The sequence below is a fragment of the Photobacterium sp. WH77 genome, assembly GCF_022014395.1.
GTDB classification, from domain to species: domain Bacteria; phylum Pseudomonadota; class Gammaproteobacteria; order Enterobacterales; family Vibrionaceae; genus Photobacterium; species Photobacterium arenosum.
Genome location: NZ_JAKLTE010000035.1, coordinates 1 through 17422 on the forward strand (window position 1 = coordinate 1; position 17422 = coordinate 17422).

A 17422-nucleotide genomic window follows, 5' to 3' on the forward strand; every position below is an offset into this window, starting at 1 on the left:
GTTACACAATGCCACAGAGATACACCGATCTCATGCGCGACATACCTGCAGCCTTACTGAAAACGCTCACGCATCCCCCTTACTGACCTCACACTTTTTAGCATCTATTTAACACCCTAACCCGCTGATAAAAAACAAAACACACCCAAATGTTACGCACGTGTTACGTTCGGGTTTCCTTTTGTTACAGTGCCATTTCCTTGCTTGGGTAGACTCTAAACAACCGGCGCTCTGTACCCTACACGCCGGTCATATCCCTGATAAACAAGGAAGAGCATAATAATGACAAAGCAACGTACCTTTACTCTGAAAAAATCGCTGATCGCTATGACATTCGCGGCAGCCAGTTCCGCGGCCAATGCCGGTGAAGTGGAAGTACTGCACTGGTGGACATCGGGCGGTGAGGCGAAATCGGCCGCTGTGCTGAAGCAAATGCTGGAGCAGCAGGGCGATAGCTGGAAAGACTTCGCTGTGGCTGGTGGCGGCGGTGAGAGTGCGATGACCGTTCTGAAAACCCGTGCCGTGTCGGGCAACCCGCCCTCTGCGGCGCAAATCAAAGGTCATGATATTCAGGAGTGGGGCGATCTGGGCTTCCTGACCTCGCTGGATGATGTGGCAGAAGCCGGTCAATGGGACAAGGTGCTGCCAGCGGTGGTGACTAAAGTCATGAAATATAACGGCGACTATGTGGCCGTGCCGGTGAACGTGCACCGGGTGAACTGGCTGTGGGCCAACCCTGAGGTGTTCAAGAAAGCCGGTGCGACAGTGCCTGCCAACATGGACGCGTTTTTTGCCGCGGCCGAGAAGATAAAAGCGGCGGGCTTTATTCCTCTGGCGCACGGCGGCCAGCCCTGGCAGGACGCGACCTTGTTTGAAGCTATCGCGCTGGATATCTTAGGTTCGCAGGACTATAACAAAGCGTTCGTTGATCTTGATATGGACGTGCTGTCCGGTCCGAAAATGGTCGAAACTTTTGCGACTTTCCAGCGTATGCATGACTATATTGACGATAACTCGCCGGGTCGTGACTGGAATATCGCCACCTCTATGGTGATCAATGGCGAGGCTGCCATGCAGATCATGGGCGACTGGGCGAAAGGTGAATTTGCCGCGGCCGGTAAACAGCCGGGCAAAGATTACATCTGCGCACCCGCGCCGGGCACAGCAAACCAGTTTACCTTCAACATTGACAGCTTTGCCTTCTTCAAACTGAGCAACAAAGACAACGAAGAGGCCCAGAAACATCTGGCCAAAACCATTTTGAATAAAGACTTCCAGGAAGTGTTTAACCTCAATAAAGGCTCGATCCCTGTGCGTCTGGACATGAACATGGACAAGTTCGACAAGTGTGCGCTGGATTCAATGGCCACCTTCAAAGCCTCGGCGCAAACGGGCGATCTGGTCCCAAGTATGGCCCATGGCCTGGCCACGACCAGCTATGTGCAGGGTGCGGTCTACGACGTGGTGACCAACTTCTTCAACGATACATCTGCCGATCCTAAGCAAGCCGCGCAACAGCTGGCTCGTGCAGTAAAAGCAGCCATGTAACCCTGTCGGCGGGCTGGGTGTTCAGCCCGCCGGTTCACCTATGCTTTTTTACCTCTGCGGCGAATGAATAAGACGATTCAGGCCGGGGCACGCGCGTGCCTGAGAGGTGATCATTGAGACGCAACCAGAATCAAGGACGCACTATGGAGCAAACCTTGTCGCTCACCAAACAGAAAGCGGCCCGGCCCAGCCTGGCGGACAGATTACAGAAATGGCTGCCGAAAATCGTGCTGGCGCCGACCATGCTGGTCACTGTGATCTGTATTTATGGCTTTATGTTTTGGACATTTTATTTGTCGCTGACCAACTCGCGCTTTCTGCCCAGCTTTAATTTTGCCGGTCTGATGCAATACGAGAAGCTGATGGACAACGACCGCTGGATCACCTCGGTGACCAATCTTGGTATTTTTGGCCTGATGTTTATGCTGATTGCGATTGTGCTGGGGGTCGGTCTGGCGATTTTGCTGGATCAGAATATCCGCCAGGAAGGTGCAATCCGGACGATTTATCTCTATCCCATGGCGCTGTCCTTCATTGTGACCGGTACAGCCTGGAAATGGATTCTGAACCCCGGCCTGGGGATCGAAAAACTGATGCATGACTGGGGATTTACCGGCTTTGAGTTCAACTGGCTGGTGGATCAGGACATGTCGATTTACACCCTGGTGATCGCCGCGGTGTGGCAGTCGTCGGGTTTTGTCATGGCGATGTTCCTGGCGGGCCTGCGCGGTATCGATTCATCGATCATCAAAGCGGCCCAGATCGACGGCGCTAGCATGCCTGTCATTTACTGGAAAATCGTCCTGCCGTGTCTGCGTCCGGTCTTTTTCAGTGCGGTGATTATCACCTCACACATTGCCATTAAGAGCTTTGATCTGGTCACCGCGCTCACCGCGGGTGGTCCGGGCTATTCTTCCGATTTGCCTGCGCTCTTTATGTACGCGCACTCCTTTACCCGTGGACAGGTCGGTTTGGGTGCGGCGAGTGCCATCATGATGCTGGCTGGCGTGCTGGCCATTCTGGTGCCTTATCTCTATTCCGAATTGCGGGAGAAGAAATAATGAATAAGCATTTCACTCTGGGCCGGATGGCGATTTACAGCGGACTGCTCTTTTTCTGCGTCGTGTACCTGATGCCGCTGTTTGTGATGGTCATTACCTCGTTCAAAACCCTGCCCGATATTAAAAGCGGCAATCTGATGTCCTTGCCGCAGGAGTGGGTGGGCTATGCCTGGCATAAAGCATGGTCCGGTGCCTGTACTGGCGTGAGCTGTGACGGTATCAAAGGCTATTTCTGGAATTCTTTCCAGATGGTGATCCCGGCGGTGGCGATTTCAACCCTGCTGGGGGCTTTTAACGGTTATGTGATCAGCAAATGGCGTTTTCGCGGCTCTCAGCTGTTTTTCAGCTTGCTGCTGTTCGGCTGCTTTATTCCGTTTCAGGTTATTTTGTTACCCATGGCTGCCTTGCTGGGCATGCTGGGGCTGGCCAACACCACAGCCGGTCTGGTGACGGTGCACGTGATTTACGGTCTGGCGTTTACCACACTGTTTTTCCGTAACTTTTATGTTGGCGTGCCCGATGAGCTGGTTAAAGCCGCCAAGTTGGACGGAGCCGGTTTCTTTACTATTTTCTTCCGTATTCTGCTGCCGCTGTCGACGCCTATCTTCATGGTGACAGTGATCTGGCAGTTCACCGCCATCTGGAACGATTTCCTGTTCGGCGTGGTGTATTCGGGGGCAGAAACCCAGCCGATCACGGTAGCGCTCAATAACCTGGTCAATACCAGCACCGGAGTGAAAGAGTACAACGTCGACATGGCCGCCGCCATTATTGCCGCATTGCCAACGCTTCTGGTGTACGTGCTGGCAGGGAAGTATTTTGTCCGCGGTCTGACCGCGGGATCAGTGAAAGGATAACAAGCATGGCTACACTCGCTTTAAAACAGATTCGTAAAACGTACCGCAACGCCGAGATTGAGACCCTGAAGGGGATTGATATCAGCATTGATTCCGGTGAATTCCTGATCCTGGTTGGCCCTTCCGGCTGCGGCAAATCCACCCTGATGAATACCATTGCCGGGCTGGAAGATATCTCCTCCGGCGAGATTCTGATTGATGGTGTTGATGTCGCTCAGGTGGAACCGAAAGATCGTGATATCGCCATGGTGTTCCAGTCTTATGCCCTGTATCCCAATATGACGGTGCGGGACAACATCGCTTTTGGTCTCAAAATCCGCAAGCTGGACAAAGCCAGAATTGCGCAGGAAGTGGATCGGGTTGCCGCTATGCTGCAGATTGATCACCTGCTGGATCGCAAACCGGCGCAACTGTCAGGCGGCCAGCGCCAGCGTGTGGCGATGGGGCGGGCACTGGCGCGTCAGCCTAAGCTGTATCTGTTCGATGAGCCGTTGTCGAACCTGGACGCCAAGCTGCGGGTTGAAATGCGCACCCAGATCAAACGTCTGCATCAGCAACTGGGCACCACCATAGTGTATGTGACCCACGATCAGATAGAAGCCATGACCCTGGCCGATCGCATTGCGGTGATGAAAGACGGCGAACTGCAGCAACTGGGCACCCCTAAAGAAATTTACAATCAGCCCAATAACATGTTTGTCGCCGGTTTTATGGGCTCGCCGTCAATGAATTTTATTCAGGCCAAAGTGGAGCTCGACGCCCAGAACAAGCCGGTTGCCAGCGTGACAGTGGCGGGAGAGCCGCACCTGCTTGCCCTGCCCGCCGCGCTGCGTGAACGCGATGGCCAGTCGATTGTGATCGGGCTGCGTCCGGAAAACATCACTGAGCAGCTGGTGGAAGGCGAGGGCTGTACCACGCTGCCGCTGACCGTGGATGTGCTGGAACCGACAGGCCCGGACACCATTGCCATGGTCACCATGAACGGTCAGGAAGTGGCGTGCCGCATTTCACCGGACTATGAGGCTAGGGTCGGCGAAACCATGCCTTTCCACATCGATCTGTCAAAAGCGGTGTTTTTCGACGCGCAATCCCAGCAACGCATCATCTGATTTTTTGGGGAAGGCTCACTTGAGCTGTTTTGCCCGCACTGGTCTGCGCCGGAGCGGGCTTTTTTGTCTGACATCAGTGTTGAAAACGCAAGACAGAGAAACACCGCACGGCACATGGCATTCATATTTTCAACGTCTGCCTGAGCAGATTGATAAGGAATCTGATAGCCTGTGATTGAGAAAAATCAGGCAGGCCAAAATAAGGAGCACAGAGTATGAAACCCCGAATCAGTGTCCTGACACTCGGTGTGGATGATCTGGAACAAGCGGTCAGTTTTTACCGGGATGGTCTGGGCTTACACACAGACGGCATTGTCGGCCAGGAATTTGAGCACGGTGCGGTAGCCTTTTTCGATTTGCAGTCGGGGCTCAGGCTGGCGCTCTGGCCGCGCAGCAGTATCGCACAGGATACCGGCTTGCTTAAGTCAGAGTCTTCACCCACAGGGTTTACGCTGGGGCACAATGTCGGTTCGAAAGCAGAGGTCGACAGTGTCATGAAACAAGCTGAATCTGCCGGTGCACTGTGATCAAAACCGCGCAGGATACTTTCTGGGGCGGCTACGCCGGCTATTTTCAGGATCCGGACCAGCATGTGTGGGAAGTGGTGTGGAATCCGCATTTTCTGCCAGATGAAGAAGTATAACGATAACCAAGGATATACCGTGAAACACATCGACAATGATGAGCAATACTACAACCAAACCTTCGATAAGCTGTCGCTTTCTTTATATGAGTTTGCAGACGTTGAATTTGAAGACTGCGAATTCAACGACTGTAATTTTACCGAAGCCGTATTCAAAAACTGTAAGTTCATCAATTGCCAGTTTCATCAATGTAACCTGAGTTTGCTGAAGATCCCGCACACACGTTTTTTCGACGTTAGTTTTCTGGAATGCAAACTGGTAGGTATCGACTGGACACAGGCCAACTGGCCCTCGTTTAATATCGATCATGAATTGCGGTTCCGGAAATGCATTCTCAATGACGCTTCCTTTTTCGGCCTGACATTGAATGAGCTCAGGCTGGACGATTGCAAGCTGCACGATGTCGACTTCAGGGATGGCGACTATAAAGACTCTGTCATGACCTTCTGCGATTTTACCCACAGCCTGTTTATGCGTTCCGATTTACGACGGGTCGATTTCACTGAATCCACCCATTACAACATTCACGTGCTCGACAATCAGGTTGAAGGTGCCAAATTCTCCCGTTTTGAAGCGTTACATCTGCTGGAAAGCCTGGGCATCGAGCTGGTGGACTAGCCTGGCTTGAGGGCGATTTTCAATCCGCTGATTAGATGAAATGAGACAAACTGTTCACATTTTCATGTAATAAAATTTATTGCAATCAGGTTTTTCGATGCAGATGTGAAAACAGATGCATTATGGCGCTTTTATGACAATGTGTTTTTTTCTTCGCTTTTATCATGTACCGCCTTTGAGGGTGGTTGAACGTTATCTGGCTGACACCGGACATGTCGGCCGTGGTTCATCGTCTGACGTTTGTTTTTTTGATGAAAGTTTGGAGAGAAAATGAAAAAGCACCTTGTTTTAACTATGTCATGTTTGATTGCAGCACTTCAGGCCGGTTCGGTTCTCGCAGCTGAGAATCCACACTGGAGCTATAGCGGGCACGATGGCCCCAAGCATTGGTCGACACTGGATCCTGAATTTAAGGTCTGTGCCACTGGCAAAAATCAGTCCCCGATTGATGTAACCGCTGCCGTTGCAGGCGCCCTAGCGCCGCTGGAAATCAGTTACCAGCCTTCTGGTGCCAGTGTAATCAACGATGGTCACACAGTGCAGGTCAATTATCAGACCGGCAGCTATATCACGCTTGATGGCGAGCCGTTTGAGCTGAAGCAGTTTCACTTTCACACCCCCAGTGAAAATCTGATCCGGGGTGAGTCTTTTCCGTTGGAAGGGCATTTTGTCCATGCTGATAAAAACGGCAGCCTGGCTGTGATTGCAGTGATGTTTAAAGAAGGCAACGCCAATCACGCACTGGCTTCGATCTGGCCGCACATTCCGGCACAGGTTGGGGCAACGGCGGCGCTGAAACAGCCAGTCGATGCCAGCCAGCTTCTTCCCGCACAACAGGATTATTATCGCTTCAGCGGCTCGCTGACCACACCGCCCTGCTCGGAAGGGGTGCGCTGGCTGGTGATGAAAGCGCCTCAGTCACTATCGGCCAGTCAGATAACCGAGCTGATGAAAATCATGAAGCACAGCAATAACCGTCCTGTGCAGCCGCTGAATGGCCGCGTGGTGGTGGCTTCATAAATTAGCATTTCTGGTCTGGAGACGGATAAAAGTGACAATAACCGGCCAGATGAACCGGTTATTGTCAGAGGTAAATCGTTATCGGCAGGGCTTGTTGCTGTGATTATTTGAGTACAGCTTTGATCGCCGCTTCGGCGCAGGCTACATCCAGGTGACCACCAGGCGCGCCACCTACTCCAATGGCTGCGACGACCTGATTATTGACATTAACGGGCAGGCCGCCAGCCAGGAACAGTAAATTGTCATCCATGTCTTTCAGCGGTGCCATCAGCGGCTTATCGTTCACCAGCGTCATCAGGTTTGCCGTCGGTTGCTTCATGCTGACCGCAGTGAAGGCTTTCTTGCGCGAGCTGTCCAGGGTGTGCGGTCCGGCATTGTTCTGGCGCAGTTGTGCCAGTACCCGGCCTGAGCGGTCAACCACAGTGGCAGTGACGGCATAGTTATCTTTGGCGCACTGCGCAACAGCGGCTTGTGCCAGTTCAAAAGCGGTGCCGGACGCAAGCTGGGTCTCGGTAACTGTGGTTGCTGCGGATGCAGACGCGGCGAAGACAGAGAATGCCAGGCAAAGCTGAGGTGCGAGAGTTTTCATGTCATATCCTTTGATGGGATGGGGGAATGACGCTACTTTACTGGGTCTCAATTGCCGCAGACTTGCCCGAAGATTACCAAACTGTAATCATCAGGCCATGATCCGTCATGGTATTATCTGTGGTTTGGCTAACACGGGCGCACTCAGGAATAAGCATGCATATCTTGGTGATAGAAGACGAACCCTCTATTCGTGAGTTTGTACGGCAGGGGCTGGAAGAGCTGGATTTTCAGGTCACAGTGTGCGCCGATGGCAAGCTGGGGTATCAGCTTGCCAGCCAGGAAAGTTATGATCTGATCATTCTTGATTTGATGCTGCCCGTCATGGATGGCATGGCGATTTTGCGGCAATTACGGGGCGAAGGGCATTCAACCCCGGTGCTTATTCTCAGTGCCCGCCATTCGGTCGATGAACGGGTGCTGGGGTTACAGTCCGGTGCCGATGATTATCTGGTCAAGCCATTCGTGTTTGCCGAGCTGGCGGCCCGCTGTCAGACGTTGCTCAGGCGTCAGAGCGCGGCTTCAGGTACGGATGTCCTCAGTTATCAGGGGCTGACGCTGGATTTATTGTCGCGGGAAGCCCGGCGGGACGGCGTGCTGATTGCATTGAAATCCAGGGAGTTTTCTTTGCTGAAATTGCTGATGACCCAGCCGGGGCGGGTGCTATCAAAAACCGTGATTCTGGAGCAGGTCTGGGGCTTTCAGTTCGACCCGCAGACCAATGTGGTGGATGTACTTATCTGCCGTCTGCGCAGAAAAATCGACAAAGGCTATGCGACGCCGCTGCTGCACACAATTCGCGGAGTGGGTTATGTGCTCAGACATCAGGGCTGAACAGGCCACACGTGGTGCTCAGCGTGCACTGTTCCGCCGTTTTTTGCTGACATTGTTGGTCTGCTTTTTGCTGATAGTGACTGTGATGGCGCTGGTGCTGACTTGTCAGCTGGATTATCAGGAAAGGAAGCTGCTCGAATCGTACGGGCAGGAATACCAGCGCATCCTCACCTTTGAGTCAGATACTAAATTCGAGCACGTGGTGGTCAGTAATCCCAACCGGCTGATTGAAAACGCCGTCAGTGTGTCAAAAGAGACGATTACGGGTCAGCTTGAATGGGTCAGCGGCGCAGAGCTGACAGTATTGCCAGACGGCCCCTCGGCCTACCGGTTAGCGAATCGTTTGTGGTATCACTTATTCAGTGATGCCCCTTATCTTACTCTTGAACTCAGCGGTAAACCGGCCCGCTACTGGCTGGTAATGGATGGTGACCCGCGGCGCAGTCAGTTACTCAGGCAGGGCAGTTGGCTGATTGTGGCGCTGGCTGTTATGGTTGCTGTGATGTCACTGGTGGTCTGGCAGTTACTGAGTCGCACACTCTTGCCTTTGCATAATCTGGCCAAAAGCGTGGATCAGATCAGCAACGGCTCTTTGGATGCCATGCTGGATACTGATCTGCCGCCTCCTGAAGCCAAAGGGCAGTTCGGGCAGCTCAGCCGGAGCGTGCAGCAGGTGATGAATCGTCTGAAGGAGGCCGTCCGGGGAATGGATAATACCGTGGATGCGATTGCTCATGATGTCAGAACACCGCTGTCCCGTATCATACTGACCACAGAAGCCGCGCTCAGCGAACACAGCGGCAAACAGGAGAGTGAGCAGTCACAACATAAACTGGCCGCCGCGTTATCAGACTGTGCGGAATCAGCACAGAAAACCAGTCAGATGCTCACTACCCTGATGCGTATTCATGATGAGCAGGTCGGCCGTCATCCCTGCCAGTTGGCGTCGGTTAATCTGGCATCGTTACTGGCCGAAGTCGCCGCCTGGTATGAGGAAGTGGCCGAAGATGCCGGTATGACGCTGAATGCGTCGGCCCTTCAGCCGGTGCTACTGCAGTCCGATCCCAAACGCCTGACACAAATCGCCGTTAACTTGCTGGATAACAGTCTGAAATACAGTCAGCCTGGCGGTGAAATCACTCTGCTGTGCGGTGAAGAGGATGATGCGGTGTGGTTCAGTGTCCGGGATCAGGGGATCGGGATTGCACCAGCGCATCAGAGCCTGATTTTCCAGCGCCTGTACCGGGTTGAAGCGAGCCGTCATCAGCCCGGCTACGGTCTGGGTTTGCCGTTCGTAGTGGCTATGGTTAAGACCTTGCAGGGACATATCACACTGGATTCAGCGCCGGGCAAAGGCAGCCGCTTTACCGTCCGGCTGCCCAAAGCGCTGGCAGCTGGAGCTATCAGTCCCGCTCAGGAGAAAAATCTGGATTAGCCACACGATGACCGCGATCCAGAGCAGCGATATCGGCAAGATCGGTGGCGTTCAGCGTCAGTGAGTCTGCCTTCGCAATAGTCTTCGCAATAGTCTTCGAGAGAGACAGAGCTTTTCTGCAATAAGCTCCAGAAATGTTCAGGTTTCGGTGCCCTGCCACCTGTGCTATATCCTCAATACTGTAGCCCCTCTCAAACTGTAGTGGCTTGCACCTTCCCGTTGTAAGTCGTGGTAACGCCAATCCTCAATCCCGAAGCTGTTCCTGACACGCTGAAAGCAGCGAGGACTTTAAGGGGTTAGCTAAACGTTTTTCTTGCTTGGGGAGTGGCGATCCCCAGGGACTAATCCAAAAGCAGTCATATTAAAACCCGTGGCCACAATGTGGACGCACACTAGTTTTAGTCAAGTTAAAACAGCAGCTTACACTTAAAAATAAGGCCCATTATGGGCCTTTACGCGTTTAGTGGCTGGCTTTTGATGGCTCTCTGAAATAGGAATTCCAGTAATACAGCGCATAGTTAGCACCAACCCAGCACATCAGCAGGGTCGCGACGCTGATTTCGATCACGCCTGCCAGGTTGAGGTATTTTGACAACGCATGATCATCCGGCAGCCACTCTGTCAGTCGGTGCATAGCCACGGCGCTGATCACCGAAGGAAAGGTAATCGCTGCCATAGAAGGCTGGAACCTGTATTTGAGGATGTCGATATAGCACAGGTAGACGAAGATCGTCATCGTGATGCCAATGCCTGCCAGCGCACCGGTAAGAATAGGATCGGGGCTTGCCAGATTCGTCAGGTACGCCGTCAGCGACAGGTTCACCGGGGCGGCCATAATGGTCAGAGTGGGGCGAGCGACCCGGGGCAGGCGACCGGCAAAGCACAAGCGGTACAGCACCACGGGTAGCATAAAGAAGTAAATTGCCACACAGACATTGGTCATAAAAATGGAAAATTCAGCGTGACCGAGTTGTGAGCCTGCCAGCGTGCCACTGATAGCGCCAACGGGATAAAGGAACCAGCTCGGATACAAATGTATCATGCGGAATTTATTAATCTGAAAACTGAAAAACAACATCATCATGGTGAGGTGCAATACCAGTGCCGGATACCACAGAATACGGGCGCTGGCAGGGTGAACACCTGCCAGATAATCGGCCAGCACCAGCATTGTCATCGACATAGGCGCCATCAGGCTGCCGTACAGCGGATGGTGCAAATCTGAAAAGAACAGCTTGGGATTGAGCAGGTATTTCATCACCACAGGAATGAGCAGGCAGGCGCCGATCAGCGCACAAACAGAGCGGACATGGATACCGAATTCAGGATAAAACAGTGACCAGGCAAGCCCGGTGCCTGTAATGGCTAACGCCAGAGCTGCCTGGGCGGTGGGGACCTGAATAAATGCTTTGCCGAGTGCCACAATTTCTCCTCTTTTTCTGTCCTGCTAGCGGGTGTTGACCCTGAAGTTAAGCGGAGGATTCTACACTATATAGTGAAAAAAGGATGCTGCTTGCTGACTGTTATTGAGCGGTTTGCCAGTCGTTTGGGCTGCCTGTGAAAAGCGGATACTTGTCAGGAAAATTTATCCGAAAATTGCTGCAAAAGTTGCGAAATACAGGATTTGATCCCATAGTAATAGTGAAGCGTGTGAAGTGAGAGAGTTTCATGCTCTAGCTTCTGGAGGATTAAGCTGTTCTTCGATACTCTCATGTTCCTGCTTCTTTGGTTGTTTCCGGCTTCAGAGGACGCAATCGCTAAAGCACCAAGACACTAAGACGGTGAAAACTTAGTGTTACAATTTGGAATGCAACAACACAAGACAATTAGTACTTCTTCGCCAAATAACCAGAATGCTCGATTGAAATGAATGACGATTATCGAGTACGGCATACTCAACGTAATGAGTGGCGAAGCCCGCGTTAAGAAAGGCCCTCAGTGTGCTGAGTAGGTAGACTGAAGGTAGTAAAAGAGTACACAAGCCGCACGCAACGTGCGGCTTTTCTTTTGCGCGTTATGGCTGGAAATTGCCATCAAATCCCTGTTTTCACTTGTCTTCAAACAAGATCACAATGAGTCGCGCGGGCCATGCGCACTATAGGCGAGAAATCGCAGTTCTTGAAATGTCACGATGCTGGTGGCAGCAGGCGCGGGCGAACAGAAAAAAATGAAAAAGTGTCGTGCCAAAGCCATGAAAAGGGTCATCTCCATTCGCACCCGCCAATGGAGATGACGGAGTGAAGTCCCAGATCTTCGGGGTTCAGACAGTGAGATCTTTGATCTTGTCGCTTGGCCCATTCTTCTGTACCGACTTTATACCGTTGTCAGCACCGGACTTGGATTTGTACATCTCACTGCTGCCAATAACCTGGTGGTTCTTGGCCTTGAGATTGAAGTGGAATTGACCGTTTGCGGCTTCTTTTAGTTCGTACTGCTCAGCATTGGGAGAATTCGTCTGAACAGACTTGATCCCGTTATTGGCTGCCGCCTTGGTGGTATACATTTCACTTTTGAGGATAACCTCGCCATTCGCCGCCTTCAGTACAAAATAAATCTGATCATTTTTTGCTTTTTTCAGCTCATAACTGCCCATGTCCAACTCCTTGTTGTGTCGTGAATTTAGATAAAGATTAGTCCTGTTTTTACAAAAAAGAGTGATATTTGTCGTAAACAAGTCCGTTTCGAATTGTCAACTGAAAGGGCTTATGCACGGCACTCAGGGTGAGAGCACGTATGTTTACTTTTTGAACGCACGTAAGTTCTCTCGGGCTGGTTGAGTAATAATTAGACACCTCATGCATTTCACACCAGTGGCAGGCGGTTAAAAATCACTCTTTTTGTAGATCCCAACATGCTTTTTATATGGTGATTTTACAACTTGTTAACTCATGCTCTCACCCTGGCACGGCACTGCTTTTGGATCGCTGAAGCCGATACTCTTTAGTACATTCTCCGGAAAAAAAAGATTCATAATTTTGACGTAAAAGGCATTTGCATTTTTTAAACGACTGTTTTGGAAAGAAGAAAAAAGTTTATCCACAAAAACAGTGGGTAACTTTGGGGATTACGGATGCCGTAGTCGGCGATTATTTCATCGGTTGAGTAAGGGTATTGAGGGTAAGCGTAATATTGGCTTTTCCGGTTCTCTAAGTGTACCGATTAGCGGGTTTTTATACTTGTCCTACACTTGTAATCAGTCGTTTTTCAACAAGATGAGGATAGTCGCATGAAATTAACGGCAGTGCTGGGAACCGCAGCGATACTGGCAGGTGTACTGATGGCACCGGTTGCGGTTGCCGATGAAGGCAAAGCAGTGCGTTATAAAGTAGATGGCGCTGAGTACGAGGGTTACTACATTTCACCGGCCAAAGATGCGCCGCTGGTATTGATGATCCACGATTGGGATGGCCTGACCGATTATGAAGTTAAACGGGCGCAGATGCTGGCAGATAAAGGGTATGCGGTGTTCGCGGCTGACTTGTTTGGTGCCGGTGTTCGTCCGGAGAAAGTGGAAGACCGGAGGAAGCTGACCGGCGAGCTATATCAGAACCGCGATAAAATGCGCAGTCTGATGCAAGGGGCGATTGCACAAGCCAGGCAGATTGGCGGCAATACCGCCAATGCGGTGGCAATGGGATATTGTTTCGGTGGCGCCGCAGTATTAGAGCTGGCCCGCTCCGGGGCAGACATGAAAGGCTTTGTCAGTTTCCACGGTGGCCTCGATACACCGGAGGGGCAGAATTACAGCCAGACGAAAGGCAATGTACTGGTGTTCCATGGCGCGGCCGACACCTCGGTGACTATGGAGGATTTTGTCAATTTGAATAAAACGCTCGAAGGCGCAGGCATTGACAATGAGATGATAGTTTACAGCGGAGCACCTCATGCTTTCACTGTTTTCGGATCGGAACGTTACCGTGAAGACGCCGATAAAAAATCCTGGCAACGTTTTCTGGAATACCTGAGTGAACAGCGGTAACTTATTGCTCTTAAATTGAATTTCTCTGAAAATACAGTGTTCTGAAAATTAATTTCTTTGAAATAATAGTAATGGGACAGAATTTTCTGTCCCACAGATTGAGGGCTTTCTATGTTATGTGTAACAACACCGGATGTGGCACACCGTCCCATTAAAGAAGTGCTGGGGACTGTCAGTGGCAGCGTGGTGCAATCCAAGCATGTCGGCCGCGATATCATGGCGGGCTTCAAATCCATTTTTGGCGGGGAAATTCGAGGTTACACTCAAATGCTGGTGGAGGCCCGTGAAGAGGCCTTGCACAGAGCCATCGCTGAGGCTGAACATATGGGAGCGGATGCCATTGTGAATATGCGCTTTACAACCAGCACTATCATGCAAGGGGCATCTGAGATTTTGGTGTACGGCACAGCGGTCAGGCTGAGCTGATCTCGTTTTACCTTCCTATTGAGTTCCGATTCTGGCTAGTTTTGCCCGGCCAGAGGCGTACACTTAGCGCATGGATGAAGAGTGGCGTGATTTACGAAATTGCGTCTGCGTAATACAGGCTGAGTGTATGAGTTTATCGCCAACCCAGTGTCAGCAGGCCAGACTGGCCAAAGATCCCCGTTATGACGGGCTGTTTTTTACTGCGGTGAAAACCACCGGCATATACTGCCGTTCGGTATGCCCTGCGCCTGCACCAAAAGAAGTGAATGTGGAATACTACCGCACCGCTATTGAAGCGGCTCAGGCTGGCTACCGCCCTTGCCTGCGCTGCCGTCCGGACAGTGCTCCTGGTTCCCCGGCATGGCTGGGAACCGGGGCGACAGTGCAGCGTGCTTTGTCACTGCTGGATGAAGGGGCATTGATGTCTCAGTCCACCGAGCATCTTGCGGCTCGCCTGGGCGTGAGCGACCGTTATCTGCGTCAGTTGGTGACCCAGGCCACAGGGCTTTCTCCCAAAGCTTACAGCCTGTATCAGCAATGCCTGATGGCAAAAAAACTCCTGCATGAAACCCGGTTGCCCGTCACAGAAGTGGCGTTTGCCAGTGGTTTTCACAGCGTGCGCCGGTTCAACGACTGTTTTCAGAAGCAGTTTTCGCTTTCACCTTCCCAATTGCGTAAACAGGGTAAAGCCGAACAAGGGGCGGGGCAGGGCATTCGTCTGCAACTGGCCTACCGGCCGCCTTACGACTGGCGACAGGTGCAGGGTTTTTATGCCGCCCGGCTTATTCCCGGGCTGGAGTGGCAAACAGAAAACAGCTACGGCCGCACTTTTTATTCGCGTACAGGTGATGCGACGAGACATTATCAGGGACACTTTACTGCAACTCACTGCCCTGAAAAATGCTGTTTCGATGTAGATCTTCAGATTGATAACCTCAGTGGGCTGATACCTGTGATCCGAAACATCCGTCGCTGCCTGGACCTGGACGCAGACAGTGAGCGTATCGCAAACGCGATTTGTCAGGCGACCCTGTCCATGCCTGCCTCACAACCGGATGCAGGAATACGCCTGCCCGGTATCTGGAGTCCGTTTGAAGCCGGTATGCGTGCGGTATTGGGGCAACAGGTATCGGTGAAAGCGGCGCGGAACCTGGTGGAAAAACTGGTCGCGCTGAATCCGGACAGCGGCGAGGATCTCAAGTATTTCCCCACGCCAGCTCAGGTGCTTGAGATGGATTTACAACAACTTGGTATGCCACAGAAACGCAGGGAAACCCTGAAAAATCTGGCCGGTTTTGCCCAGACACACCCGCTCGGTATGGACGCCCCTGAGAAAGAAATGCTGGCGCTGCCCGGGATTGGCCCCTGGACGGTACATTACATGCGTATGCGGGGTCACAGCGACCCGGATATCTTTCTTTCCGGTGATTTAGGTGTGAAGAAAGCGCTGGCGGCACTGGATAATCCGGTTGATGAAACCGCCGCCGCACCCTGGCGCAGTTACCTCACTTTGTATTTATGGAGTTTGTTATGACCTCAACCACGACGCGGGCTGTCCAGCGATTCCGGCAACGGATTGATACCCCCATTGGCTGGCTGGCCGTGGTGGCCGATCATCAGGCCATCACGACCATTGAGTTCGACGCACAGCCCGCCCCTGATGATGTCAGTAACGCCGTCACCGAATTGGGTGTGCAGCAACTGAACGAGTATTTCGCCGGCCAGCGTAAGCATTTTGATTTGCCCCTCTCCATGCCGGGCACCGCTTTCCAGCGCGAGGTCTGGCAGGCACTTACGGATGTGCCCTTTGGTGTCACCTGTTCCTATTCAGATGTCGCGCTGCAAATCGCCCGTCCTAAAGCTGTCCGGGCCGTGGGCGCCGCAAATGGGAAGAATCCGATCCCTATCGTGGTGCCTTGCCACCGGATTATCGGTCGCTCCGGCACCCTGACCGGCTATGCCGGCGGGTTGGATAAAAAACGCTGGCTGCTTGAGCATGAAGGATTAAGTATCAAGGCATAATTTACAATGTAAATGGGGCGGTGCTCGCCCCTTATGTTGTTTTTACGCGGCTTTTTATTCAATGAACTGCATGTCTGGTTCAAAAAACGAGAAAATTTTCCAACTTCTTGGCAAGTTTGGTCTTGCCAATCCGGTAACATACTGATTTATAAAGCGCTGGTTATTGGCGCGAAAATTGCTGGAATCCCTGAATTAAACAGCATTAAATCAAGACGAGCGTCAGTATGGCAGATCCCATTTTTCCTTACCCACCCCGGCATTCCATGTTCTGGGATGACCACCAGTACACCTACGATGAAGCAAAAGCCTTGTATGAACAGGGAACAGTTGCCCGTTTCTGTACCAGACAATCGTATTTTTATAGAAGGTTAACAAGAAATGGAACAGGTTAGCAGGCCATTGACAAAAGCTAAGGTACCAACAGAAATGGAAGTTAAAGATCTATATGAAAAAATAAACTCGGATCCGGATAAAATTGAATGGGAAGTCATAGCCTTTCAGCAACCTTATCCGAGTCGGCGTAAATATTATGTGATGTTGATGACGTTAATATCTGTGCTGTTTTCATTTCTCATACTTTTGATTGCATTTGAATTTAATGTTATCGCTGCAATTACTGAACCATTTACTTGGCCGATGTATGGTATTGTGATTTTTGCAAGCCTCACCCTTGGAAAGATCACTTTATTTCCCAGGTTTCGTCATCACTACATCTTGAGCCGTTATGGTCTGATTACTGAAGATCATGTTCATTCATCAAAAACAGGCAACGCAATTCTAAGAAAGTTGCTGGCTGTTGCCGCTGTTGGCTCGCTGGCGGCGGTGTTTATCATTGGTCCGTCGGCGTTAGCGGGTTTTGCCGGGCTGGGCGTGACCTGGCTGGTATTGAGCGGAACGAATTTAGATAAGTATATGTTGTCACAGCGTATCAGTACCTATGATGATATCTTTTTTTTAAGAGAGCATGATGATTCTGATGAACCAAGGGATTTGTTTTTGTTATTTCATCGCTATACAAATTATAAAGAAGATGAGAATAATATTGAAATAGAAGATTATGATTTTTTTTCTACATCAATATATTGTCAACAAGGGGACAAAGATAAAATTATCTCTATGATTAATGGTTTCTATCCTTATGGTCAGATACCGAGTGATAAAAAAGATATTTTTGATGAGCTGTATGAATATGTGCCGCCTCAGGAGATTAAAGACATAGTTGCACAAACCTCACCACATCTTGATAATGCTGAGCAATGCAGTTAATTGAAGGATAGGGAC

18 protein-coding genes and 1 pseudogene are annotated in these 17422 nt (G+C 51.2%); 15 read left to right on the plus strand and 4 right to left on the minus strand.

The window, feature by feature from the left end; all coding sequences use genetic code 11:
• Positions 1-327 precede the first annotated feature (327 nt).
• The 7 genes from L6J37_RS20695 to L6J37_RS20725 all read left to right on the plus strand — a co-directional run bounded on the left by L6J37_RS20695 (position 328) and on the right by L6J37_RS20725 (position 6857).
• The gene (locus tag L6J37_RS20695; protein WP_442957021.1) at positions 328-1548 is read left to right on the plus strand and encodes an ABC transporter substrate-binding protein; all 1221 of its coding nucleotides are present in this window, start codon (positions 328-330) and stop codon (positions 1546-1548) included.
• 143 nt (positions 1549-1691) lie between these two features.
• Positions 1692-2609, plus strand: a complete 918-nt coding sequence (locus L6J37_RS20700; RefSeq protein ID WP_218384944.1) for a carbohydrate ABC transporter permease — start codon at positions 1692-1694, stop codon at positions 2607-2609.
• Positions 2609-3466: a carbohydrate ABC transporter permease gene (locus L6J37_RS20705; protein WP_161458743.1), complete on the plus strand. Its 858-nt coding sequence runs from the start codon at positions 2609-2611 to the stop codon at positions 3464-3466. The genes L6J37_RS20700 and L6J37_RS20705 overlap by 1 nt, the downstream gene beginning before the upstream one ends.
• A gap of 5 nt (positions 3467-3471) precedes the next feature.
• Positions 3472-4575 carry an ABC transporter ATP-binding protein gene (locus L6J37_RS20710; RefSeq protein WP_237796448.1) on the plus strand — a complete coding sequence of 368 codons (1104 nt, stop codon included), beginning with the start codon at positions 3472-3474 and terminating at the stop codon, positions 4573-4575.
• Positions 4576-4790: 215 nt separating this feature from the next.
• On the plus strand, positions 4791-5102 hold the full coding sequence (locus tag L6J37_RS20715; protein WP_237796449.1) for a VOC family protein: 312 nt from the start codon (positions 4791-4793) through the stop codon (positions 5100-5102).
• 135 nt (positions 5103-5237) lie between these two features.
• The gene (locus L6J37_RS20720; RefSeq protein ID WP_237796450.1) at positions 5238-5837 is read left to right on the plus strand and encodes a pentapeptide repeat-containing protein; all 600 of its coding nucleotides are present in this window, start codon (positions 5238-5240) and stop codon (positions 5835-5837) included.
• A gap of 270 nt (positions 5838-6107) precedes the next feature.
• Entirely contained in the window at positions 6108-6857 is a 750-nt protein-coding gene (locus L6J37_RS20725) for a carbonic anhydrase (RefSeq protein WP_192017240.1), read from the plus strand.
• Positions 6858-6960: 103 nt separating this feature from the next.
• Here L6J37_RS20725 and L6J37_RS20730 read toward each other — a convergent pair whose 3' ends face one another.
• Positions 6961-7446, minus strand: a complete 486-nt coding sequence (locus L6J37_RS20730) for a GlcG/HbpS family heme-binding protein (protein ID WP_192017239.1) — start codon at positions 7444-7446, stop codon at positions 6961-6963.
• A gap of 155 nt (positions 7447-7601) precedes the next feature.
• On the opposite strand from L6J37_RS20730, the gene L6J37_RS20735 reads away from it, so the two are divergent.
• Entirely contained in the window at positions 7602-8279 is a 678-nt protein-coding gene (locus L6J37_RS20735) for a response regulator (RefSeq protein WP_237796451.1), read from the plus strand.
• Positions 8257-9714: a sensor histidine kinase gene (locus tag L6J37_RS20740; protein WP_237796452.1), complete on the plus strand. Its 1458-nt coding sequence runs from the start codon at positions 8257-8259 to the stop codon at positions 9712-9714. Before L6J37_RS20735 ends, L6J37_RS20740 begins: the two co-directional genes overlap by 23 nt.
• 133 nt (positions 9715-9847) lie before the next feature.
• On the opposite strand, the pseudogene L6J37_RS20745 reads toward L6J37_RS20740, so the two are convergent.
• The 3 genes and pseudogenes from L6J37_RS20745 to L6J37_RS20755 all read right to left on the minus strand — a co-directional run.
• Positions 9848-9990 (minus strand): annotated as a pseudogene (locus L6J37_RS20745) (site-specific integrase); the annotation flags it as partial.
• Positions 9991-10174: 184 nt separating this feature from the next.
• Positions 10175-11140, minus strand: coding sequence for a TDT family transporter (locus L6J37_RS20750; RefSeq protein ID WP_218385176.1), 966 nt, complete (start codon positions 11138-11140; stop codon positions 10175-10177).
• A gap of 834 nt (positions 11141-11974) precedes the next feature.
• Positions 11975-12307, minus strand: coding sequence for a YegP family protein (locus L6J37_RS20755; protein ID WP_218384934.1), 333 nt, complete (start codon positions 12305-12307; stop codon positions 11975-11977).
• Between the two features lie 633 nt (positions 12308-12940).
• Between L6J37_RS20755 and L6J37_RS20760 the strand changes: the two genes are divergently transcribed.
• The 6 genes from L6J37_RS20760 (at position 12941) to L6J37_RS20785 (ending at position 17407) form a co-directional block, all read left to right on the plus strand.
• Complete coding sequence (locus tag L6J37_RS20760) at positions 12941-13693, plus strand: dienelactone hydrolase family protein (RefSeq protein WP_218384838.1); 753 nt, start codon at positions 12941-12943, stop codon at positions 13691-13693.
• Positions 13694-13804: 111 nt separating this feature from the next.
• Entirely contained in the window at positions 13805-14119 is a 315-nt protein-coding gene (locus L6J37_RS20765) for a YbjQ family protein (protein WP_027251258.1), read from the plus strand.
• Positions 14120-14246: 127 nt separating this feature from the next.
• Entirely contained in the window at positions 14247-15653 is a 1407-nt protein-coding gene (locus tag L6J37_RS20770; protein WP_237796453.1) for a DNA-3-methyladenine glycosylase 2 family protein, read from the plus strand.
• Entirely contained in the window at positions 15650-16141 is a 492-nt protein-coding gene (locus L6J37_RS20775) for a methylated-DNA--[protein]-cysteine S-methyltransferase (RefSeq protein ID WP_237796455.1), read from the plus strand. Before L6J37_RS20770 ends, L6J37_RS20775 begins: the two co-directional genes overlap by 4 nt.
• 33 nt (positions 16142-16174) lie before the next feature.
• Positions 16175-16513 (plus strand): hypothetical protein, encoded by a 339-nt coding sequence (locus tag L6J37_RS20780; protein WP_237796457.1) that lies wholly within the window; start codon positions 16175-16177, stop codon positions 16511-16513.
• Positions 16514-16519: 6 nt separating this feature from the next.
• A complete protein-coding gene (locus L6J37_RS20785) occupies positions 16520-17407 on the plus strand; it encodes a hypothetical protein (RefSeq protein ID WP_237796459.1) in 888 nt (295 codons plus the stop codon).
• The last annotated feature ends 15 nt before the right edge of the window (positions 17408-17422 follow it).